The 13,929-nt window shown below is 62.6% G+C and carries 13 protein-coding genes; 8 read left to right on the top strand and 5 right to left on the bottom strand.

Translation table 11 applies throughout. The features are described 5' to 3' along the window. Positions 1-6 precede the first annotated feature (6 nt). Complete coding sequence (locus J2R78_RS00065) at positions 7-675, bottom strand: helix-turn-helix domain-containing protein (RefSeq protein WP_253609262.1); 669 nt, start codon at positions 673-675, stop codon at positions 7-9. 348 nt (positions 676-1,023) lie between these two features. Between J2R78_RS00065 and J2R78_RS00060 the strand changes: the two genes are divergently transcribed. The 3 genes from J2R78_RS00060 to J2R78_RS00050 all read left to right on the top strand — a co-directional run bounded on the left by J2R78_RS00060 (position 1,024) and on the right by J2R78_RS00050 (position 4,067). Next, positions 1,024-2,772, top strand: a complete 1,749-nt coding sequence (locus tag J2R78_RS00060) for an ABC transporter substrate binding protein (protein ID WP_253609261.1) — start codon at positions 1,024-1,026, stop codon at positions 2,770-2,772. 118 nt (positions 2,773-2,890) lie between these two features. After that, positions 2,891-3,523, top strand: coding sequence for a response regulator transcription factor (locus tag J2R78_RS00055; protein WP_076826313.1), 633 nt, complete (start codon positions 2,891-2,893; stop codon positions 3,521-3,523). Between the two features lie 196 nt (positions 3,524-3,719). Then, positions 3,720-4,067 carry a response regulator gene (locus tag J2R78_RS00050; protein ID WP_309145033.1) on the top strand — a complete coding sequence of 116 codons (348 nt, stop codon included), beginning with the start codon at positions 3,720-3,722 and terminating at the stop codon, positions 4,065-4,067. Positions 4,068-4,083: 16 nt separating this feature from the next. On the opposite strand, the gene J2R78_RS00045 is transcribed toward J2R78_RS00050, so the two are convergent. Next, positions 4,084-4,665, bottom strand: a complete 582-nt coding sequence (locus J2R78_RS00045) for an invasion associated locus B family protein (RefSeq protein ID WP_253609260.1) — start codon at positions 4,663-4,665, stop codon at positions 4,084-4,086. 27 nt (positions 4,666-4,692) lie between these two features. Continuing rightward, on the bottom strand, positions 4,693-5,580 hold the full coding sequence (locus tag J2R78_RS00040; protein ID WP_253609259.1) for a S9 family peptidase: 888 nt from the start codon (positions 5,578-5,580) through the stop codon (positions 4,693-4,695). Between the two features lie 163 nt (positions 5,581-5,743). Between J2R78_RS00040 and J2R78_RS00035 the strand changes: the two genes are divergently transcribed. From J2R78_RS00035 to J2R78_RS00025, 3 genes are all read left to right on the top strand, one after another. Further along, the gene (locus J2R78_RS00035; RefSeq protein WP_253609258.1) at positions 5,744-7,438 is read left to right on the top strand and encodes a SulP family inorganic anion transporter; all 1,695 of its coding nucleotides are present in this window, start codon (positions 5,744-5,746) and stop codon (positions 7,436-7,438) included. Positions 7,439-7,623: 185 nt separating this feature from the next. After that, a complete protein-coding gene (locus J2R78_RS00030) occupies positions 7,624-10,374 on the top strand; it encodes a decarboxylase (RefSeq protein WP_253609257.1) in 2,751 nt (916 codons plus the stop codon). Between the two features lie 90 nt (positions 10,375-10,464). After that, positions 10,465-10,899, top strand: coding sequence for a hypothetical protein (locus J2R78_RS00025; protein WP_253610045.1), 435 nt, complete (start codon positions 10,465-10,467; stop codon positions 10,897-10,899). A gap of 42 nt (positions 10,900-10,941) precedes the next feature. Here the strand turns inward: J2R78_RS00025 and ppk2 are convergent, their stop codons facing one another. Both ppk2 and J2R78_RS00015 read right to left on the bottom strand, forming a co-directional pair. Then, the gene (gene ppk2, locus J2R78_RS00020; RefSeq protein WP_253609256.1) at positions 10,942-11,742 is read right to left on the bottom strand and encodes a polyphosphate kinase 2; all 801 of its coding nucleotides are present in this window, start codon (positions 11,740-11,742) and stop codon (positions 10,942-10,944) included. 23 nt (positions 11,743-11,765) lie between these two features. Continuing rightward, complete coding sequence (locus tag J2R78_RS00015; protein WP_253609255.1) at positions 11,766-12,221, bottom strand: hypothetical protein; 456 nt, start codon at positions 12,219-12,221, stop codon at positions 11,766-11,768. A gap of 156 nt (positions 12,222-12,377) precedes the next feature. Here J2R78_RS00015 and J2R78_RS00010 point away from each other — a divergent pair, with 156 nt between their 5' ends. Together J2R78_RS00010 and J2R78_RS00005 are read left to right on the top strand one after the other, a co-directional pair. Further along, a complete protein-coding gene (locus J2R78_RS00010) occupies positions 12,378-12,815 on the top strand; it encodes a hypothetical protein (protein ID WP_253609254.1) in 438 nt (145 codons plus the stop codon). Continuing rightward, the coding region (locus tag J2R78_RS00005; protein ID WP_253635984.1) for an HlyD family secretion protein at positions 12,808-13,929 on the top strand (1,122 nt) is incomplete at its 3' end. The genes J2R78_RS00010 and J2R78_RS00005, both read left to right, overlap by 8 nt.

The following is a 13,929-nucleotide window of genomic DNA, read 5'->3' as shown; positions in this document are numbered from 1 at the left end:
CGTCGGCTAATTGTCCAGCCTGGACAGCTGGTCGCGGTCGACCAGCATGATCTCGCGCTGGTTCGAGCCAAGGAAGTTGAGCGCGCCGTAGGCGTGCAGCTTGGATAGCGCACGTGACACGGTTTCGAGCGTCAGTCCGAGATAGTCGGCAATATCACGCCGGCACATCGGCAAGGCGACGACACCGACTCCGGTCAGCCGGCGATCCATTTCGAGCAGAAACGCGGCAACCCGCTCCAATGCGGTCTTGCGGCCGAGCAGCAGCATGTGCTCCTCGGCATGCCGCAGGTTGCTGGTCGTCATGACCAGCAGGTTGCGAGCCAGGGCGAAATCGGAATCGGCCACGCGTTCGAGGCTGATCCGCCTGATCAGGTGCACGTTGGTGTCGACGATGGCTTCGGCGGTAAAGCGGTGGGTTTCGGCATTCTCGAGGCCGAAGATGTCCCCGACAAGGTGAAAGGCGCCGATCTGGCGGCGTCCGTCGGAGAGCAGCTTGTAGCTGCGGACCGCCCCCGAAACGACCTGGTAGACGTACTCCGCCGGCTCCTTCTCCCCGTAGATCTCGGTGCCTTTCCTGTAGTGGAATTCGCTGGTGATGCAGTTGGCGTGCCGGACGGTCAACCCACCGAGGATGCTCGGCACATTGGCGGGTCTGGCATTGACGCGAGCAAACATGGACTAACTCTCTCGGGTAACGACTGATGCAGCGTCCGCGGCGGCTCGAAATGCTTTTGTCCGCGCGCAATGACTACGACAGGGCCCGGCCGGTCTCTATTGGTCTTGAGGTCATTGTCCTAAAGGACAGGGTGCGCGAAATGCGGCAATTTGTTCGTAAATTGGTGCGCACAGTCTTAGATTACTTTTCAATTTTCTCGGCGACAACCGGGTGCTAGGTTTTGAACCCGTTGGTCTCCGGCTCCGAACGTTATGGGCAGTGCAATTCGGCTCTCTGGACTGATCATCCTGCTGGCTGCTTTGTTGGCACCGGCTGATCTCCGGGCGCAACAAACGCGCCCGCATTCCATGCTGGTGCTGGACCAGTCCGATCGACGTGGCCCCTTCTACTACCAGGTGTTCGTTGGCTTGAGGGATGCGGTGAGCGCTCACGGGCACGCGCCGACCAACGTCTACACCGAAAGCCTCGATCTCAATCGCTTCGGCGGCGAGGCCTATCAGGAGGATTTTCGGCGATTCCTCGAGGCGAAATATCGCGATCGGCCGATCGGCGTGGTGGTCACCATTGGCGCGGCTGCGCTTGAGCTTGCGCTCCGCTGGCGCCCGCAGCTCTGGCCCGACACGCCGATCGTGTTTTCGCTGGTCGAAGAGGCCGATTTCAAGCGATTGCAGCCGCCGGCCTATGTTACCGGCGGCATCGTGAACTTGAAACTCAAGGATGCCGTCACGGCTGCCCGCGCCGTGTTGCCGGGCCTCAGGACCGTCGTGCTGGTTGGCGCGGACTGGGACCGGCAAGTTCTGTTTCGCAATTGGAAAGACCAGGCAGCGGCCGGCATTCCGGGCCTCGACATCGTCGAGATCATCGGACGTCCGATGCCCGAGATCGTTGAGCGGGTCGCGGCGCTCCCCGAGCATAGCGCGATCATCTACACGGGCCTCTATAGCGACGGCAAAGGCAACTATTATCCGCCGTCGGATGCCCTCGCATTTGTCGCGGCAAGAGCCAATCGTCCCATCGTGGTTACGGCGGAGACGTTCCTCGAACCGGGCGGCATCGGCGGATTTGTCATCGTCCCATCCCTGGTCGGTGCCGAAGCAGCGGGCAGGGCACTGCGGATTCTGGATGGCGAGGCGCCGGAAAGCCTGCCACCGTCGGTCATCGATGCGGTGAAGCCGATCTTCAACTGGCGGCAGATGCAGCATTGGAACGTCAGCGAAGCCAGTCTGCCAAGAGGCAACGAAATTCGCTTCCGTGAGCCGTCCTTCCTGGAAAAATATCGTTGGCGGGCCGTTGCCCTGGCAGTGGCGCTGCTGGTTCAAACCGCGCTCATTGCGTTCCTGCTGCACGAGCGTCACATGCGGCGGAGTGCCGAGGTCGAAGCCCGTAGCCGCCTGTCCGAGCTCGCCCATATCAATCGGCAGGCGACCGCCGGAGAACTCTCGTCCTCGATCGCCCATGAGCTCAACCAGCCGCTGGGCTCGATCCTGACCAATGCCGAGAGCGCGGAGCTGATCCTCGCGTCGCCGACGCCCGACCTTCAGGAGGTGCGGGAAATCATTTCCGACATCAAGCGCGATGATCTGCGTGCAAGCGAGGTGATCCGCAGGATGCGCAGCCTGCTCAAGCGTGCGCCATTTGAGAAGAAGGAGATCGACCTCAACCAGACCATGCGGGAAGCATTCGATTTCCTCAAGCTGCAGGCCTCGGCGCGCAACGTCGCGATCTACCTGCAGACCTCGCCGCAGACCCTACGGGTGAAGGGCGATCCGGTGCAGTTGCAGCAGGTCATTCTCAACCTCGTGGTCAATAGCATGGACGCGATGGCCAAAATGCCCTACGGGCGCACCATCATCGGTCGTACGGAGGTCAATGGGGACGCATCGGCGGTGATTTCCATCAGCGATTCCGGTCCGGGAATTCCGCAGGACAGGCTGAACGACATCTTCGATCCGTTCTTCACCACAAAGGAGCAGGGCATGGGCATCGGCCTGTCCATCGCACGGACGATCGTTCTGGCGCATAGCGGCCAGCTCTGGGCCGAGAATCAGTCCGGAGGAGGGGCGGTATTCCACCTTTCGCTGCCGCTGGCCGCGTAGCGCGTTTGGGTCTTGTTTGCCGGGGTGCAAGGTTCGATTTACGACGAACGCAGCATTTTCAGATCGCCGCTGATGAACATTCTACAGGTAGCGGCGATCACCCGGCGATGGAGCAGCAATGCACGCTTACGTGCACATAGTCGACGACGACGCCTCGTTTCGCGCAGCGCTGGAGCGCCGGCTCAAGCTCGCAGGCTATCGCGTCGTCACCTACGCATCGGCCCGGGAATTGCTCGACCAATTGCCTGACGACGAAGGGGCCGGCTGCATCCTGCTGGACGTACGCATTCCCGGAATGAGTGGTCCGGAGCTGCAGGGGCGTCTCAACGAACTGGGGTCGACGCTCCCGATCGTATTCCTGACCGGACATGCCGACACGGCGACCACCGTCCAGGCGATCAAGGCAGGTGCCGAAGATTTTTTGACCAAGCCGATCGCGTCGGAACAGCTGATCGAGGCGATCAATCGCGCCCTTGCGCGGCACGAACTGGCCCGCGGCCGGCGAACCAGGCTCGATTCGCTGCGCGCGCTGCTGGCGAAGCTGACCCCGCGCGAGCGGCAGGTGTTCGATCTGATTGTGTGTGGCCGGATCAACAAGCAGATTGCGCACGAGCTTGGCACGACCGAACGCACGATCAAGGCGCATCGTCACCAGGTCATGGAGAAGATGCAGGTGCAGTCGCTTGCCGAGCTGGTTTCGATCGCCGAGCAGCTCGGCACGCGCGCATCCGGTGGCGAGGTCAAGGCTTGATCGGCCGGGGAGCTCTGCCCCTCCTGTCCCATGGTACAATATGAAAGCTCTGTGACGCGGCGTATCTCCGATCTTGGCCGCGACAATATTGCGCGCCGGTAGCCGCTTGACGTGCCCTTTATCCATACGCGGGCGAAGGTCATTCAGCGATAGGTAGAGGCTTCAGGATTTGCCGACCGCGAAACTCGTTTTCGTCGTGGATGATAATCCCTCCATGCTCCGTGGAATCGGACGGCTTCTGCGGCAGTTTGGATTTGCATCCAGGTTATTCGAGACCGGAAGCGCGCTACTGAGACATGGCAGCTTTGACAGCGCGGTCTGTCTGATATTGGACATCAATCTCAGCGATGGGTCCGGGATCGAACTGCGGCACCGCCTGGCGGATCAGGGCATCGAAATCCCGGTCATCTACATCACCGGAAATGACAACCCGGCGACGCGGATGGCGGCAACGGCATCGGGGTGCGTGGCCTATCTGACCAAGCCATTCACCGCCAATTCGCTGATCCAACCGATTGAACGGCTGTTGGCCGGCGTGGTCTAGCAGCTGCCGGTCTCAATCATTCATCGATCACTTGATCGAGTGTCAGCGCGGGTGCCCCCTTGCGCACGCTTGCAAAGCGGTCGAGCGGGACCGATGTCGTCATCGTCAGAATGCTGGTGTCGACGACCTCGATCGAGAGCGTCTTTCCGCCATCCATGTCCTCGAGAAGCTTGGGATCGGCGACATCCGCCGCGATGCACATGTTGGTCACGCACCAGGTATAGGGCAGGCGATGAACCGCATTCTGGTCGACCGATAGCTTGACGCCGGCTTGCAGATACATCCCGACCGGCAGGAATAGCTGGACGCGGCTGCTGCCGTCCTCTCGCTCGATCAGATCGAGGCGAACGGCCGTCTGCCCGGTGGGGAAGGTGCCGGTGATCGTCGTCCGGCATAGTGTCTTGGCGCCGGCGGCGTTGAAGCAGACCTTTCGCCACTCGCCATACTTGATGTCCCGCACCGGCTGACGTGCCCCCCGCGGGGCTACTTCGCCGCCGTCCTTCACCGTAGCAGGCGGTGAGGACGTCTGTTGAGCGTGGGCAGCACTGATGCCGGCCGCAAACAGCGCCAACTTCGCCAAGGCACCATATCGGACCATGGATGCTCCTCCAGCGGGAACGGCCGCCTAGCGAACCTTGTCGAGAAATCGTTCGACCAAAGGCGACCATGTGGGAATGGAATCGGGAGAGCCGATCAGGAAATGCCCTTCGTCGCCGAACGGCGGCAATAGATGGTACTCGGCACGGCCGCCGGCGCGCGTGAAGGCCTCGTGCATTCGCTTCGACAGGGCCGGGCCGAAGAATGTGTCGTTCTCGATGTAGAACCACAGCATCGGCACCCGCGATGTATGGCCAAACATGCCGGTGGCCTCGACCAGTCTGTCGGGGCCGCAATTGTTGTTGGGTTTGCCATCGACACGGCCGCCGCGGCCTGCGGCGAAGGTGATGATGGCCTTGATCTGCGGCGGGTTGAGGCTCGATAGCGCGATCGCAGCCCAGCCGCCGGCCGACTGTCCGACGACGATGACATCCTTCGGCAAGGTGCGCTTTTCGGCGGCCATGTAGTCGATGATCCAGAGATCGACCTGCGCGACGGCGAGGCCCGCATCGAGGAAATTCGGATTGGTGCATTTGCCGATCTTGGAGAAGAACGGGCCATAAAGACCGCGTTCGGGAATATCGATGGCCGCCGCGCCATAGCCGGTCCCGACCGGTGCCACCACGAGATAGCCGCGCCGTGCAAACCACATTGCGGCATCGCGGAATTCGACCAGCGGGAAGAAGCTGCGATCCCTGGCGTTCAGTGACACGCCGTGGTTCATGATGACCAGTGGGAAAGGGCCATCGCCGAGCGGACGGACCAGATAAGCGAACATTGGCAGCGGGGTCGGCAGCGCCCAGATCTCTTCCTGGATGCGCTGGGATGTGGCTCGGTCCTCTGCGCGCGCCGGAGCGATCATGCCAAGCAACAGCAGCGCTGCGGTTGCTTGGGTCCGTAAGCGGTGCTGACGCATGCCATGCGCTCCGGCAGTCATCTGGCAAATGGGTAGGTCACGACGATCGAGCCGCGCAAGATCAGAAGCACATTTGAGCACTGCGAGGCTTGATCTGAATCAACGCGCATCGGGCCCGCCGGCGCAACCACATGCGACCATTGTGCGTCATACGGCGGGCTTGATGTCGATCCAGGCAGAGACGAGTTGGATGCGCTGGTTTCCGCCGGCGAACTGGCTCGCCGACTACCGGGCATCCTGGCTCGGCACGGACGCAATCGCCGGGGTCACGCTGGCGGCCTACGCGATTCCGGTGTCGCTGGCCTATGCTGGGCTCGCGGGTCTGCCGCCGCAGATCGGCGTCTATGGCTATCTGCTCGGCGGCGTGGGCTACGCCCTGCTGGGCTCGTCCCGGCAGCTCGCGGTCGGACCCACATCGGCGATCTCGCTGATGATCGCCGGCGCTGTCGGCATATTGGCCGGCGGCGACGCCGCGCGTTACGGGCAGATTGCCAGTCTCGCGGCCTTCAGCGTCGCAGTGCTCTGCCTGATTGCCTGGCTGTTCAAGCTCAGTCTGCTGGTGCGGTTGATCAGCGACAGTATTCTGGTGGGCTTCAAGGCCGGAGCGGGGCTCACCATCATCATGAGCCAGCTGCCCAGCCTGTTCGGCGTCGCTGGAGGCGGCCACAACTTCTTCGACCGCGTGATCAAGCTTGCCGGCCAGCTCGGCGATACCAGGCCGCTGGTGCTCGCCTTCGGTGTGGTTGCGACGGTGCTGCTCCTGCTCGGCGAGAAGAGGCTGCCGGGAAAGCCCATCGGCTTGGCGGTGGTCGCGCTCTCGATCCTGATGGTCTCCGCGCTCGGGCTCGCGCAAATGGGACTGCCGGTGACCGGGCCGATCCCGACCGGGTTGCCGACGATGTCGCTACCGACATTTGGTCTGCTCGAATTTGACGATCTCTTTCCGATCGCTGCCGGATGCCTGGTGCTGGCCTATGTGGAAGGGGTGTCTGCCGCGCGCAGCTTTGCGGCAAAGCACGGCTACCCGCTGGATGTCAGGCAGGAGTTTCTGGGACTCGGCGCGGCTAATCTCGCCGCAGCCTTCGGACATGGCTATCCCGTCGCCGGCGGGTTGTCGCAGTCGGCCGTGAATGACGCCGCCGGCGCACGCACGCCGCTGGCGCTGGTGTTCTGTTCGGCAACCCTCGCGCTCTGCCTGCTGTTCTTCACGGGCCTCCTGACCAATCTGCCGAAGACCGTGCTCGCCGCGATCGTTTTCTCAGCCGTCTACAAACTGGTCGATATTCCGGCGCTCGCCAGAATGTGGCGGATCAGTCGGATCGATTTCTATGCCGCTATCATCGCGCTGGTGTCCGTGCTGTTCCTCGGGATATTGCAGGGCGTGCTGCTGGCCGCCGTCGCCTCGATCTTCCTGCTGCTGTTGCGGGCGTCGCAGCCCAATATCGCGTTTCTGGGCCGTCAAGCCGGCAGCGGGCGCTATTCCGACCGGGCGCGACACGATGACGTCGAGCCCCTGACCGGGATCATCGCGTTCCGCCCCGAGACCTCGCTCCTCTATGTCAATGCCGAGACGATCCTCGAAACGGTGCTGGCGGCGCTTCGGACGTCGCCTGACGTCAAGCTGGTGGCTTGTGACCTGTCGGCCTCGCCGTTCATCGACCTTGCGGGCTCGCGCATGCTGCACGACCTTCATCAGGAACTCGCATCGCGCCAGATCACATTCTGCATCGTGGGCGCGCACGCGCAGTTGCGGGATCTGCTTCGGGCGGACGGTCTTGCCGACAAGACCGATAGCGGCGACTGGACGCGTACGCTCGACAGCGTATTGAGCAACAGGAAGCCGCAGGCAAGCATCTAGCGTGCGCGGCCGTACGGACTGCTGCGACAATCCGGCCTTGTTGCGCCGCAAGACGTCGCGATCACGCGCGCCTGGGGGGCTGTCTCAATCCAGCTTGCAGCTTGACTTGGATCAAAGGGCGCAATGGGCCCGGTTTGTACGATTGGACAGAACCAGCGCTGAGATCACGAGATCGGGAGACACTCATGGCCAACGAGGCGAAGCCGGCACAGCAGCGCATCGACCAGTTCTTCTCCGGGCCCGGCGGACGAGCCGACAATTGGCGCGATCTGGTTGAGGCGGCGAAGGTATGGAGCAGGGGCGGCAACCGTGCGGCGTATGACGCTGCGCTGTCGGCCCTTGCGGTGACGGAGGAATTTCACGGCTATCCGGGCCTTCGTTTGATGGCGGCGCTGAAGGAGGCCGCGGCGGCCGGCGACGCCGCCACCTCGCATATGCTTGCGACGCGGATCGCCCAGGCACTTCAGACAAAATCCTTCCGCCAGCATGCAGGTGACTGGAGCGCGCAGGACGATGGCAATGGCGACGTTCCCGACCTGCTCCCGCCAACTCTCGGACAATCGGGGGCGCGCCGTCCTTACTTCGAGACCCTGATCGTGACCGGAGTGCCGGCCAGCAACTGGCCCGGGCTCCTGGCGGAATGGCGCAAGCTGCGGCGTCCGGTCGACGCCTTCATCTATGAGCCCGTGGTCGTGGGCAACCTCGAGGACGCCTTCTGCGCGGCAATGCTGAACCCCAATATTGCGGCGGTGGTGATCAATGAAGGTTTCGGGCTGCGCTCGCGCCACGATGCGCCGGTGCTTCGCGCCATGACCAGCGCCATGGGGCTCAACGACGAGTCCGATGCGTCCGCGCTACGGTTGGCCCATATCCTGAAGCGGGTTCGCCCCGAGCTTGACCTCTACCTCATGTCCAATCGCGACGTCGAGGAGTTGGCCGGCAATCCCGAAGCCGATGTGGTGCGCCGCGTGTTCTACTCGGTCGAGGACATCCTCGAATTGCACCTTTCAATTCTGGAGGGCGTGCAGGATCGCTTCGACACGCCGTTCTTTGACAATTTGAAGAAATATGCGCAGCGGCCGATCGGCACCTTCCACGCGCTGCCGATCGCGCGCGGCAAGTCCGTGTTCAAGTCGGACTGGATCCGCGACATGGGCGAATTCTACGGGCTGAACCTGTTCCTTGCCGAAAGCAGCGCGACCACCGGCGGCCTCGACAGCATGCTGGAGCCGACCGGCAACATCAAGAAAGCGCAGGAGAAGGCCGCGCGCGCGCTCGGCGCCGACCGCGTGTACTTCGTGACCAACGGCACCTCGACATCCAACAAGATGGCGGTGCAGGCGCTGCTGGGTCCCGGCGACATCGCAATCGTCGACCGCAATTGCCACAAGTCGCACCACTACGGCATGGTGCTGGCCGGCGCGCAGCCGCTCTACGTCGAGGCATTCCCGATGACGGAATACTCGATGTATGGCGCGGTGCCGTTGCGGACGATCAAGCAGGCGCTTCTGAACGCGAAGGCGGACGGCCGGCTCGACCGGGTCAAGATGATCGACCTGACCAATTGCACCTTCGACGGTCACATCTACAACACGCGGCGGGTGATGGAGGAATGCCTCGCGATCAAGCCTGACTTGATCTTCCTCTGGGACGAGGCCTGGTTCGGCTTCGCGCGGTTTTCGCCGTTCCTGAGGCGGCGAACCGCGATGGGTGCGGCGAACGAGATCGAAGCCTGGATGCGCGATCCGAAATCGGTCGCCGCCTATGAGAAACAGCAGGCCGAGCTCGGCAAGAATCCGTCCGACGAGGTTCTGCTCAAGACCAGGCTGATCCCCGATCCGCGCCAGATCCGGCTGCGCGTCTACCAGACCAACTCGACGCACAAGTCGATGTCGGCGATCCGCCAGGGCTCGATGCTGGCGGTCAAGGACATCGAATTCCACACCGTCGAAGCGCAGTTCAAGGAGGCCGTATTCACGCACGCCTCGACCAGCCCGAACCAGCAGCTGATCGCGAGCCTCGACGTCTCGCGCCGGCAGATGGAGCTCGAGGGATATGGACTGGTGGCCAATGCCATGGAGATCGCGTTCGCCATCCGCAACGCGGTCAACACCAATCCGTTGATTTCGAGATATTTCCGCGTTCTTGGCGCGGATGCCATGGTGCCGAAGCAATACCGCGAGAGCGGATTCACCGACTATCTGGCGGCCGGGACCAACTGGGCTAGCGCCCTGAAGAGCCTGAACGACGACGAGTTCTGCCTCGATCCGACCCGCATGACGCTGGTCTGCGGCACCGCCGGGTACGACGGAACGTCGTTCAAGGGGCTGCTCGCCAGCCGCTACAACATCCAGGTCAACAAGACCTCGCGCAACTCGGTCCTGATCCAGTCCAACATCAACAATACGCGGAGCGACGTCGCGCATCTCGTCCGGGTGCTGGCCGAAATCTCCGGTGAAATCGATCGCGGCCTGACCAAGGGCGGCGCGAACGCCAGGGTCGACTTCGACATGCGGGTCAACAGCCTAATGAAGGATGTCCCCGACTTGCCGAACTTCTCGCATTTCCACGACGCCTATCGCGGCGATGCCGGCGCGAAGACGAATGAGGGCGACATCCGCGGCGGATTCTATTCGGCCTATGACGCGGCAGGATGCGAATATATTCGCCTGCACGATCCCGAGATCGACAGGCGTCTGAAGAACGGGCTCGCTCTCGTCTCCGCCAACTTCGTGATTCCCTATCCGCCGGGCTTCCCGATCATGGTCCCTGGCCAGGTTATCACGCAGGAGACCATCGATTTCATGCGCAAGCTGGATGTGAAGGAGATCCATGGCTACGACGCGGCCGAGGGCCTGAAGCTCGTGACGACCGAGGCATTGGCCAGGATGGGCAAGCCGCGAGCGGCCGCGCCGAAGTTCAAGGCTGCATCATAGACGAAGGAGAGTCCGCAAGGCGTCTTCGCATTCTTGCGGCGATGAGTCTTGCGCAACTGTCGTAACGCAACCGGTTCCTGGAGGGACATGATGAGGAAAGTGAGTTTGATCGGAGTTCTTGCTTCGCTGGCGGTTGGATTGGCCGGCTTCAGCACGCCGTCGCTGGCTGAAACCGGCTCGGTCGCCGTCATCTTCACCAAGGGTGGATTCATCGTTGGTGTCGGAGGCGGCGAGGGCGTCTTGACGCTGCGCGGCAAGCACTATCCGTTCACGGTGTCGGGGATGAGCGTCGGCTTCACGATCGGCGCATCGACCACCAAGCTTGTCGGGCGCGCCCTCAATCTCAGAGGGCCCGCCTCGATCGAAGGCTCCTACAGCGCGGCAGGCGCCGGCGGGGCGATCGCCGCGGGCGCCGGCGGCGTGCAACTGCAGAACGCCAATGGCGTGATCCTGCAGCTCAGCGGCCCGAAGGTGGGCGCCGAAGTCTCAGCCGCCGTGGGCGGGGTTTCCATCCGCTTGAAATAGATCCGGAGTGATCCAGGCCGCGCCCGGCGCGGCTTGGACCCTCTAGTAGCGTTCCTCGACGAACTTCATTCCGCGCAGTCCGGCCTGATCGTTGTAGCGACCCTTGTTGGAGCGCTTGGGGAGCTTGACCTTGTCGCGCCTGACCCGTCCGTGAGGAATTGTCTTCAGCAGGAACGAGATGCAATTCAGCCGCGCCCGCCGCTTGTCGTCGGAACGGATGACGTTCCAGGGCGCGTGCTTCGAGCTCGTCGCCTTGAACATCAGGTCGCGCGCGCGGGAGTAATCATACCAGCGGCGATAGGATTCCGTGTCCATCGGGCTCAGCTTCCATTGCCGCATCGGATCGTCGATCCGCGCCCTGAAGCGGCGCTCCTGCTCCTCCATCCCGACCTCGAGCCACAGCTTGATCAGGATGATGCCGCCCTCGATGATGTATTGCTCCATCTGCGGGCAGAGGGAAAGGAATCGCTTGTGCTCCGCCGGAGTGCAGAACCCCATCACATATTCGACGCCCGCGCGATTGTACCAGCTGCGATCGAAGATCACGATCTCGCCGGCCGCCGGAAACTGCTGCATGTAGCGCTGGATAAAGAGCTGGGACTTCTCACGATCCGAGGGCGCGGGCAGGGCGACCACGCGAAACACGCGCGGGCTGACCTTCTCGGTCAGGGCCTTGATCGTTCCGCCTTTGCCGGCCGCATCGCGTCCCTCGAACAGGATGATGACCCTGAGCTTGTTCGCCTGTACCCAATCCTGGAGCTGGCAGAGCTGGGCCTGCAGCTTCTGCAGCTCTTCCTCATAGTCCTTGCGCTTCATCTTCCCAGCGGGCTTGTCTTTCGCCATGGATATCCGTCCATCGTTTTCAACTAGTCGCCCCAGGCAATGACGATTCCGATATCGCCGGGCATGCCGCCGGGGTAATCGACGATCTGATAGCGGATGCGGTAGCCGCGCGGCTGCAGGTAGTCAGCCCAAAGCTGGTATATTTCCTTAGGGATGCCCGTCAGCGTCTTCTCCCAGCCGGACTCCATCTGATTGATGGCTCGCCCCTTGTCGGTGCACAGCGTATTGGGAAAGCGATAGACCTGCACTTCGCTCAACCCGTTGCGCACCGCCCGCTGAATCACCGTCGACGCGAGCTTGACCTTCTCGTCCTCGCTGAGCCCGGAGGGCTTGCTCAGCCGCTCGATCAATGCGCGCTTCTCGGCTTCGATGGCAGCCGCACGCTTGGCGTGCTCCTCGGCCTTCTCCGCTTCCTTGAGCGCTGCCTGCTTCTGGATCTCGTGCGCCTTCGGGATCAGGTCATCGATTTTGTTTCGCATGGCTGGGGACTCCTAAGCCCGATCTTCGACCTTGCCCCCGGAACGGTAGGGATGAGCCGACCGGCTTCCTTGATCCAGATCAAGCAAGCGCGATAGGATCGTCAGCAGTGTCGATCAGGATTCGCCTGCGGTGTTATTGCGACCGGGAGACTTGGCTTGAGCGAACAGATGCATCCGGCGGCCCCCCATCATCTGCCGTTTTTCATTCCCGGCGCCGACGGGTCGGACACCCTGATGGTGGTGATGGGCATTTTCCTCGTAGCCACCGTCTTGTGGGTTGGCACTCTGTACTGGAAGCTGCACAGCCTGCCGGAGCGCATGGCGCACAAGAGCCAGAAACTTCAGTTTGAGATCGTCGCCGTTCTCGGCTTGATATCGCTTTTTACCCACATGCATATCTTCTGGGTCGCCGGCCTGTTGCTGGCACTCATCGACCTGCCGGATTTCGGCACGCCGATGCGCAGCATCGCAGATTCCGTCGAGCGCATAGCCGACGCCACGCCGGGCGCTGCCGAACCGGAAGCCGAATCCGGACCTGGCGGCAGTCCCGACGTCCGGACGCCCGCGAAGCAAGAGGTGCACAACCATGCTTGAGCTGATGATCTGCTCGCTGGTGACGATCCTGCCGGATTACCTCTACCGCCGCTATCGGCAAGGCAAGCGGTTCGGCAAGGAGATCACGTTCTTCTCTGTCTGGTATGAACTGAGATGGGGGATCACCGGCTGCCTGATGCTCACGATCTCGCTGATCACGATGATCTTCTACTTTCATCCCTCGACATCCTCGGCGGCGATCTACTTCAGGACCGTGCCGATCCTGCCTGAAGGCTCCGGACGTGTCGTCGAGGTCAATGTCGGCTTCACCGCGCCGGTGAAGAAGGGGGACGTTCTGTTCCGGCTCGACAGTTCGAAGCAGGAGGCCGCGCTTGAGACCGCCAAGCGAAAGATCGCCGAGGTGGATGCGTCGTTGATCGCGGCGCAGGCCGACGTCGTGAAGGCGGACGCTCAGATCGGGGAGGCGAAGGCCTCCTTGCAGCAGGCCAAGGACGAGCTGGAGGTGAAGAGCGAGTTGCAGCGCCGCAATCCCGGCATTGTGCCGCAACGTGACATCGAGAAGCTGCAGGTGCTGGTTGATCAGCGGCAGTCCGGCGTCGATGCCGCCAGCGCCGCCAGGGAGTCGGCGACGTTGCGCGTCTCCACGCTGTTGCCGGCCGAGAAGGCGAGCGCCGAGGCTGCGCGGGCGCAGGCGCAAGTGGATCTCGACAAGACCTTCGTCCGTGCCGGCGTTAACGGCCGCGTCGAGCAATTCCTCGTTCGCCCCGGGGATCTCGTCGCCCAGATCATGCGGCCGGCCGGAATCCTGATACCGGACGAAGCGGGCCGCAACAGGTTGCAGGCGGGCTTCGGGCAGATCGAGGCCCAGGTGATGAAGCCCGGCATGGTCGCGGAAGCCACCTGTATGTCGAAACCCTGGGTGATCATTCCGCTGGTCGTCACCAGCGTGCAGGATTTCATCGCCGCCGGCCAGTTTCGGGCCAGCGAGCTGTTGATCGACCCGCAGAACCTGCAACAGCCAGGTTCGATCCTCGTGTTCCTCGAGCCGCTTTACAAGGGAGGCCTTGACGGCGTGACGCCGGGCAGCACTTGCATCGTCAATGCCTACACCAGCAACCATGATGAGATTGCCGATCCGAAAACCGGGGCGTTG

Source organism: Bradyrhizobium sp. USDA 4538 (assembly GCF_024171045.1).
GTDB lineage: Bacteria > Pseudomonadota > Alphaproteobacteria > Rhizobiales > Xanthobacteraceae > Bradyrhizobium > Bradyrhizobium australafricanum.
This window is presented reverse-complemented; position numbering and strand designations above follow the sequence as displayed.

Excerpts from the sequence above, each read along its gene's own strand:
- J2R78_RS00025 (WP_253610045.1), top strand. The coding sequence starts at position 10,465 with ATGAGGAAAGTGAGTTTGATCGGAGTTCTTGCTTCGCTGGCGGTTGGA.
- J2R78_RS00055 (WP_076826313.1), top strand. The coding sequence starts at position 2,891 with ATGCACGCTTACGTGCACATAGTCGACGACGACGCCTCGTTTCGCGCA.
- ppk2 (WP_253609256.1), bottom strand. The coding sequence starts at position 11,742 with ATGGCGAAAGACAAGCCCGCTGGGAAGATGAAGCGCAAGGACTATGAG.
- J2R78_RS00065 (WP_253609262.1), bottom strand. The coding sequence starts at position 675 with ATGTTTGCTCGCGTCAATGCCAGACCCGCCAATGTGCCGAGCATCCTC.
- J2R78_RS00035 (WP_253609258.1), top strand. The coding sequence starts at position 5,744 with ATGTCGATCCAGGCAGAGACGAGTTGGATGCGCTGGTTTCCGCCGGCG.
- J2R78_RS00030 (WP_253609257.1), top strand. The coding sequence starts at position 7,624 with ATGGCCAACGAGGCGAAGCCGGCACAGCAGCGCATCGACCAGTTCTTC.
- J2R78_RS00060 (WP_253609261.1), top strand. The coding sequence starts at position 1,024 with ATGCTGGTGCTGGACCAGTCCGATCGACGTGGCCCCTTCTACTACCAG.
- J2R78_RS00015 (WP_253609255.1), bottom strand. The coding sequence starts at position 12,221 with ATGCGAAACAAAATCGATGACCTGATCCCGAAGGCGCACGAGATCCAG.
- J2R78_RS00040 (WP_253609259.1), bottom strand. The coding sequence starts at position 5,580 with ATGCGTCAGCACCGCTTACGGACCCAAGCAACCGCAGCGCTGCTGTTG.
- J2R78_RS00045 (WP_253609260.1), bottom strand. The coding sequence starts at position 4,665 with ATGGTCCGATATGGTGCCTTGGCGAAGTTGGCGCTGTTTGCGGCCGGC.